This is a genomic window from Anaerotignum lactatifermentans DSM 14214 (genome assembly GCF_900142265.1).
Classification (GTDB): Bacteria; Bacillota; Clostridia; order Lachnospirales; family Anaerotignaceae; genus Anaerotignum; species Anaerotignum lactatifermentans.
Genome location: NZ_FRAH01000114.1, coordinates 1 through 7,363 on the forward strand (window position 1 = coordinate 1; position 7,363 = coordinate 7,363).

The window sequence follows — 7,363 nt, forward strand, 5'->3', positions numbered from 1 at the left end:
AAGATGGACTTACAAGAACTGACTGCATTTATTATGGAAAAAGGGAAGAACCGTTTCCCTGATCCGGATGCAGTAGCCAAAGCCCTCCAGAAAGCTGCCAGAAGCTCCTATCGTTTGCCTAAAACCGTGAATGATTCTGTAAATCAGGTGCTTGCTATCTCCATAACATCAATCAGAGCATTGGAATCCCAAATCAAAGCATTTGATAAAGCTATCACGAAGCAAATGGAACTTTTGCCCAATGTTTTGATATCCATTCCCGGTATTGGTCCGGTACTTTCTGCTGGAATTATGGCTGAGATCGGAGACATCAACCGTTTTCAAAATCAGGCTGCCCTTGCTAAATATGCAGGTCTTGCATGGCAGCAGCACCAATCAGGCGACTTTGAAGCCCAAACAACAAGAATGATTCATTCTGGCAACCGATTCTTAAAGTATTATCTGTGTGAAGCAGCATTTTCTCTTGTAAGATGCGACAAGGAATACAGCCGCTTTTACCACATCAAATATAAAGAAGTAAATAGATTTCAACACAAACGTGCCCTCGCATTAACTGCTCGTAAATTTGTGCGGTTAGTCTTTGCACTGCTCAAAGACAATCGTTTATATCGTCCGGCAGAATAGATTTTTCTATCTGCCGATACACGAACCCTGCTCATTTTTCAAAAATACGATTTGCAGGGCTTAGGTGGGTGTTTTTGTCTTTTTGAAACATAGCTGAAAGTATATCTTTCAATATTGTTTTTATCTTGACATATCACCGCTGGACTTTTGTATCAGTATATCATAAGCGGCGGGAAAGTCCCATAAAATAAATCAGATATAGAAAAAGGAGTGAAAACCATTGAAGTTTTGCAGAAAAGAAAAACAGGACTGCTGTCAGACGGAAGCAGGAGGCAAGAAAGGTCTGTGCCTGCTGAAAGGAATGGCAGTGGCGTTGGCGGTGAGCTGTATTTTTTTCATTGCTTATGGCATTGTGCTGACCTATACGTCACTGGCAGAAAGCACCATCCCCATTGTCGCCCTGTGCTGCACGGCATTATCGGCAGGGATTGCCGGTTTTGACTGGGCAAAATGCATCAAACGCCGCGGGCTCATCTGGGGGCTTTTGGCAGGGCTGGTATACGGTCTTTTGCTGTGGGTAATCACTAGTTTTGGCAGCGGAGATTTTGCCCTGCACACCACTTTCTGGCGGATGATGGCAGTGGCTCTGGCTGGCGGCGCTGCCGGCGGACTGATGGGCATACACAAAATTTCTTGAAAAATACATCATTTCATGATATTTCATCTTTGCATCTCTTATATTTTGTGCTATACTATCAAAATAATAAAAGAAGAACGGTTTTTCTTTTTTCAGGGGCGAATAAAGGAAGAACCGTCTTTCTTTTGGAAAAAAACAGTTTCGCCAGTTTTGACGGACGGAAAGCAGGAGGAGAAAGATGAAAGCAAGAGGAAGAATCATGCTGGTGATTATGCTTGTCATCGCTGCAGCTTTGAGTTTTGTTTCCTACCAGGGGATCGGGGAAGGAAAAACACTCAGCGCCGGCAACATCAAGCAGGGTCTTGACCTGAGTGGTGGTGTGTATATCGTATACGAAGCGGACAAGGAAGATGTCACAGCAGAAGAAATGCAGGCGGCTGTTTCTTTGATCCAGGGGCGTATGGACTGGAACGGTTGGACAGAAGCAGAAGTTGCCCAGGAAGGCACAAATCGTATCCGTGTGGATATTCCTGGTGTGGAAAACGCGGAAGATGCCATTCGTGAAATTGGACAGACTGCGCAGTTGTCCTTTGTGGATGAAACAGGCAAAGTATTGCTGACAGGTGATATGGTAGCCGATGCCACCAAACAGGTAGGCGCTACCCAAAAGGGCGGCAATGCAGAACCTTATGTTGCACTGAAATTCAATGACGAAGGCAAACAGCTTTTCGCAGAAGCAACAGCGGCAAATATCGGCAAACCCATTTACATTGTTATGGACGGCGAAGTCATCAGTGCGCCTATGGTACAGTCTGCCATTACCACTGGGGAAGCATCCATCACAGGCAACTTCACAGGGGAATCCGCCGAAGAACTGGCATCCCTCATTCGTGCCGGCTCTCTGCCTTTTAACCTGAATGTCATCCAGATGAAGAATGTAGGTGCAAGACTGGGTGCAGACGCATTGGCAACAGGCGTAAAAGCAGGTGCCATCGGTCTGGCACTGGTACTGATCTTCATGCTGGTGGTTTATAAAGTGCTGGGCTTTGCAGCAGACCTTGCGCTGATCATTTATGTAGGTCTGGAATTGATTCTGCTCAATGCCTTTAATATTACGCTGACACTGCCAGGTATCGCGGGTATCATCCTTTCTGTAGGTATGGCAGTAGACGCCAATGTCGTTATCTTTGAACGTCTGAAAGAAGAACTGGTACAGGGCAAGACACTTCGTGTTGCTATCAAAAACGGGTTCTCCCGTGCGCTGCCTGTTATCCTGGACGGTAACGTAACAACACTCATTGCGGCAGTGGTACTGTTCTTCCTTGGCTCCGGTACAGTCAAAGGCTTTGCGACCACATTGAGCATGGGTATCATCATTTCCATGTTTACAGCTCTGGTGGTAACAAGATTGATCGTAAACGGATTGATGCAGGGCGGATGCAGCAACCCCAAGTATTATGGTATGCGCAGTAAGTAAGGAGGCGGAGCAGATGAAAATTGTAGAAAACAGAAAAAAATTCTTCGCCGCTTCTTTGATTGTCATCATCATCGGTTTTGCGGCAATGATCTTCAATGCCCAGACAGGCAGAGGCGCTTTCCAGTATGACGTTGAATTTACCGGCGGCACCTCTTTTGACTTGGATTTGGGTCAGGAATATGAACAGGAAGATTTGCAGAAGCTTATCACAGATGTAACAGGACAGGATAGTCCACAGATTCAGCAGGTTATCGGTACAAACGAAGTAACTGTAAAAATTCAGTCCATTGACAGTGCAACAAGAGAAACACTGACCAATGCCATTTTGGAAGCGTATCCCAACGCAGTCATGGGGGAAGTCAATGACGTCAGCGGTACTGTCAGCCATGAAATGCAGACAGCAGCCATCAAAGCAACACTCATTGCGGCTGTGGCAATGCTGCTGTATATTTCCCTGCGGTTCCACGATTTCCGTGCCGGCGGCAGTGCCATCATCGCGCTGCTTCACGACGTACTTATCGTTCTGACAGCTTACGCGGTGTTCCGTATCCCGGTCAACAACACATTCATTGTTGTTCTGCTGACCATTCTGGGGTACTCCATCAATGCGACCATCGTTATTTTCGACCGTATCCGTGAAAATAAGAGCGCATTCCACGCAAATCAGACAGCGGAAAAAATCAACAAGAGCATCAGTCAGACACTGGCTCGTTCCATCAATACATCTCTGACCACATTCTTCACCGTTGGGGCAATTTATGTATTGGGTGTGCCTGCACTGAAAGAATTTGCACTGCCTATGATGATCGGTATTCTGGCAGGGGCATATTCTTCTGTCTGCATTTCCGGTTCTATTTGGTACGTATTGCTGCCTAAGAGCGAGAAATAATCGGAAAATAAAAAGATTGTATGAAAAGCAGGTCCTTATTCACAAAACATGGTGTTTTGTTGATTTCTGAATGGAACTGCAGCGAGGGTCTTTTGAAGAATAGATTCTTCATACAATTCAGGTAAAAAGAAGATAGCCGGAAACCCTTTTATGTTGGGGATTTCGGCTATCTTTGTTGGGTGCTTTAGCTTAACAAAACCCCTAGTTCTACTAGGGGTAAATAAAATACTTTAGTATATTTTTTTTGAATGATAATTACTATGGATTTACTAATTATCAAATGAAGGATAGATATGCAATATTAAATTAACATACTGTATTCTCAATTATAGTACCTGTTTACAGGTTGCAGTGCAAATAAATGTGATGATATTTTTCGATGCCCCTTTTAGGGGTCGGCACGTAATACCCCTTCTAGTGGTTTTGATTAGATTTTTTGGACAGGAAGACGGCAAAAGACAAGGCGTTGACGGTTTTTTAGCGGAATCTGTCTTGTAATTGCGTGGGGAAGATGTTAAGATAGTGGCAAATGTATGAAAAGATAGGAAACTTTGCGCAGGGCGCAGAGCAAGGGAGGATACTATGCATATTGTAATTGTAGGGGACGGTAAGGTCGGCAGTACAGTCGCAGCCCAGCTGTCTACCGAAGGTCATGATATCATCATCATAGACAGCAACGCCACCGCATTGGAAAACGCGGGCAATACCATGGATATTATTTGTGTGGAAGGCAATGGATGCAGTGCGGCGCTGCAAAAAGAAGCAGGGGTGCCGGAAGCGGATCTGCTCATTGCGGCAACTTCTGCCGATGAAGTGAACATGCTGTGCTGCCTCATTGGGAAAAAATTGGGCGCAAGACATACCATTGCTCGTGTCCGTAATCCCGAATACTTCGCTCAGATTAACCTTTTGAAAGAAGAACTGGGGCTGAGTATGGCAGTTAACCCGGAATCAGCGGCAGCACAGGAAATTTCCCGTTTGCTGCGTTTCCCGTCCGCATTGCAGATCGAACCTTTTGCAAGGGGACGTGTGGAACTGGTAGGCTTGAAAGTGCCGGAAAACAGCGTACTGGATGGCATGCCTTTGTGGGCGTTATACAAAGAATTTCAGGTAAAAATCCTGATTTGTGTGGTACAGCGAGAAGATGAAGTCATCATTCCTTCTGGGGATTTTGTGCTCCATAGCGGTGACCGTATCCATATCACAGCGGAACATATTGAGATTGAACGGTTCTTCCGTGTATTGGGGCTGTTCCGTAACCGTGCCCGCACCGTTATGATCATCGGTGGCAGCCGTTTGGCTTATTATCTGGCAAAGGAACTGATTTCCATCAAAGTTCGGGTGAAAATCATCGAACGGGACAAAGCCCGCTGTGAATACCTTTGCGAAATGCTGCCGGAAGCAGTCATTATCAATGCAGACGGTACAGATAAGGAAGTCCTTCAGGAAGAGGGTCTGGAAAAAACAGATGCGTTGGTAACGCTGACTGGTATGGACGAAGAAAATATCATTGTTGGGCTTTACGCCAAGGCAATGAAGGTTGCAAAGGTCATTGTGAAGATCAATAAACTTTCCTTTACGGAAATTCTGGATAAAATGGATATCGATAGCTTTATTTCACCCAAAGCCATTGCGGCAAACAACATTGTCCGCTATGTCCGTGCCATGCAGAACTCTGTGGGCAGCAGCAATGTGGAAACCCTGCACCATCTCATCAATGAGCAGGTAGAAGCGGTGGAATTTAAAGTAAGGGAAAAATCCGGTGTTGTTGGGGTACCGCTGAAAAACCTCAAGACAAAAGAAAACGTACTGGTGGCAACCATCATTCGTGATGGCAAAATCATCATTCCTGGCGGGAATGACACCATTGAGATCGGCGATAACGTTATCATCGTCACAGCAGGACGTCATTTGAGCGATTTGCGGGAAATCCAGCAGAAACTGATAGGGTAGGAAGTATTATGAACTATAAAATGATGGCCTATATCTTAGGCAATATTATGCAGGCAGAAGGCTTGCTTATGTCTATTTCGGCGCTGCTTGCGTTGTATAAAGGGGAAATAAACGAATTACGGGCTTTTCTGATTACCATCATACTGCTTTTGGTCATCGGGACAGCCATGAAGCATTTCGCACCGAAGAATAAAAGAATTTACGGCAGAGAAGGTTTTGTCATTGTTGCCCTTTCCTGGATTGTGATGTCCATTTTCGGTGCAATGCCTTTTTATTTGAGTGGTGCCATTGATGGCATTGTCAATTGTCTTTTTGAAACCGTATCCGGCTTTACCACAACAGGTGCAACGGTTCTTTCGGAAATCGAAGGTCTGCCCATGAGCATATTGTTCTGGCGCAGCTTTACCCACTGGATCGGCGGTATGGGGATTCTGGTATTCGTCCTTGCCATTGTACCTTTGGGGGATGAACGTTCCATGCACCTGATGAAGGCAGAAGCCCCTGGACCAGTTGTCAGCAAGCTGGTACCGAAGATCAAATCCACAGCAAAAATTCTGTATGGCATTTACATCGTATTGACCATATTGGAAATGATTCTGTTGTTTGCAGGCGGTATGCCTCTTTTTGACAGCGTCAACCATGCCCTCTCCACTGCGGGTACTGGTGGTTTCTCCATCAAAAACAGCAGTATCGCTGCTTATAACAGTCCATATTTTGAATATGTGATTACCATTTTCATGTTGCTGTTCAGTATCAACTTCAATATGTTTTACCTGCTTTTGGTGCGGGATTTCAAAGCGGTGTTCAAAAACGAAGAACTGCGGTATTATCTGGTCATTGTAGGGATTTCCACAGCGGTGATCACTGCCAATATTGTGCACCTGTATCCCACATTGGAAAGCGCATTCCGTCATGCGGTGTTCCAGGTAGCAACCATCACCAGTACCACAGGCTTTATTACAGCAAACTACGAAGAATGGCCGGAACTGTCAAAGACCATTCTGGTGGTATTGACCATGCTGGGTGCCTGCGGCGGCTCCACTGGCGGCGGTATCAAGGTTTCCCGTTTTATCATTTTGCTGAAACTGACACTGCGGGAAATTCGGCATATTGTCCATCCACGTTCCGTCAATATCATCAAACTGGAAGGACAGCGTGTCAGTGACGAAACCATTCAAGGCACGACGGGGTATTTCATCACTTATGTGATGCTGCTCTTTGGTTCCTTTATACTGGTTTCCATAGACAATTACGACTTTACTACATCCATCACGGCGGTCATCACCACCTTGGGGAATGTAGGTCCAGGTTTGTCCTTGGTAGGTCCTGTGGAGAATTTCTCCTTGTTCTCGGACTTTTCAAAAATCGTGCTGAGTTTGGACATGCTCTTTGGACGACTGGAAATTTTCCCTATGATTATGCTGTTCTCGCCTTCTATCTGGCGAAAAGCTTAAGCAGAGAAATAAGAAACGGACAAATCTTTGAAGCATCTTCACAAGAAAACAAAGAACGCTGAAATCTTTATGTTATATACAGAAGATTTCAGCGTTTTTATTGTACGCCGAACAGGTATGACAAAACCCCCAGTTCAACTGGGGGTAGGTAAAAATACTTTAGTATAAGAAAGAAACCTCCTGCGTTATAATGAAAATGGTCTGGCAACCAAAATTATAGAAGCAGGAGGTTTTGTCAATGAATGACATAAGAAGTTTATCACATTCCAAATGGAGATGCAAATATCATATTGTTTTTGCACCTAAATATCGCAGACAGGTGATTTATAAAAAGTTAAAAGCAGATATTGGGAGGATATTAAGAGAAATATGTGAAAGGAAAGGTGTAA

The 7,363-nt window shown here is 44.8% G+C and carries 7 protein-coding genes; all 7 read left to right on the forward strand.

The features are described 5' to 3' along the window. Positions 1–624, forward strand: a 624-nt coding sequence (locus BUB35_RS17440; RefSeq protein WP_143185494.1) for a transposase, incomplete at its 5' end; no start/stop codon positions are given. Between the two features lie 220 nt (positions 625–844). Then, positions 845–1,261 carry a TIGR04086 family membrane protein gene (locus tag BUB35_RS17445; protein WP_072853806.1) on the forward strand — a complete coding sequence of 139 codons (417 nt, stop codon included), beginning with the start codon at positions 845–847 and terminating at the stop codon, positions 1,259–1,261. 178 nt (positions 1,262–1,439) lie between these two features. Further along, positions 1,440–2,678 carry a protein translocase subunit SecD gene (secD, locus tag BUB35_RS18590; RefSeq protein WP_084730769.1) on the forward strand — a complete coding sequence of 413 codons (1,239 nt, stop codon included), beginning with the start codon at positions 1,440–1,442 and terminating at the stop codon, positions 2,676–2,678. A gap of 13 nt (positions 2,679–2,691) precedes the next feature. After that, positions 2,692–3,567, forward strand: coding sequence for a protein translocase subunit SecF (secF, locus tag BUB35_RS18595; protein ID WP_159432914.1), 876 nt, complete (start codon positions 2,692–2,694; stop codon positions 3,565–3,567). Between the two features lie 582 nt (positions 3,568–4,149). Beyond that, positions 4,150–5,520, forward strand: a complete 1,371-nt coding sequence (trkA, locus tag BUB35_RS17455; RefSeq protein ID WP_072853808.1) for a Trk system potassium transporter TrkA — start codon at positions 4,150–4,152, stop codon at positions 5,518–5,520. A gap of 8 nt (positions 5,521–5,528) precedes the next feature. Then, on the forward strand, positions 5,529–6,974 hold the full coding sequence (locus BUB35_RS17460) for a TrkH family potassium uptake protein (protein WP_072853810.1): 1,446 nt from the start codon (positions 5,529–5,531) through the stop codon (positions 6,972–6,974). A 238-nt stretch (positions 6,975–7,212) separates the two neighbouring features. Then, on the forward strand, positions 7,213–7,363 hold a 151-nt coding region (locus tag BUB35_RS17465), incomplete at its 3' end, for a transposase (RefSeq protein ID WP_143185495.1).